Annotated in this window: 1 protein-coding gene; it reads left to right on the top strand. The window is 49.7% G+C overall.

Features of this window, described 5'->3' with window-relative positions; translation table 11 throughout:
• Nucleotides 1–490, top strand: a 490-nt coding sequence (locus R8N47_RS25910) for an endonuclease (RefSeq protein WP_318186194.1), incomplete at its 5' end; no start/stop codon positions are given.
• Between the last annotated feature and the right edge of the window lie 156 nt (nucleotides 491–646).

Consider the following 646-nt stretch of genomic DNA (forward strand, 5'->3'; position numbering starts at 1 on the left):
AGAAAAACGTGCAGCTCGCATTGAATGGGAACATGTGGTTCCTGCCTGGCAATTCGGCCACCAGCTCCAGTGTTGGCAACGCGGTGGACGCAAAAACTGTTCGCGCAACGACACGGCTTTTAAACTCATGGAGGCGGATTTACACAACCTGACCCCAGCGGTTGGTGAGGTGAACGGTGACCGTTCTAACTTCAACTTCAGCCAATGGAACGGCATGGATGGTGTCAGCTATGGCCGCTGCGACATGCAAGTGAACTTCAAGCAACGCAAAGTAATGCCACCCGACAGAGCTCGCGGCTCGATTGCACGTACTTACCTGTACATGAGCAAGGAGTACGGATTCAAACTCTCCAAGCAACAAACTCAGCTAATGAGTGCTTGGAACAAAACCTATCCGGTAGATAAATGGGAATGTGAGCGTGACGAGCGCATCGCCAAAGTACAAGGTAACCACAACCCGTTTGTTCAAGAGGCTTGCCGCGCACTGTAAAAACACAAGCGCACCCGAGCTTTGTTTGAGGCGTTTCCTTCATTCGAAACGTCTCTTGCCCCTTGTTTTTTCGGTGCAAAGCATCCATGTTAGGAACTAAGTTTATTCTCTTGCTGGAAATCTCATGCGTATCCCTCGAATTTATCATCCAGAAAC

The sequence above is a fragment of the Vibrio sp. 2132-1 genome (genome assembly GCF_033344315.1).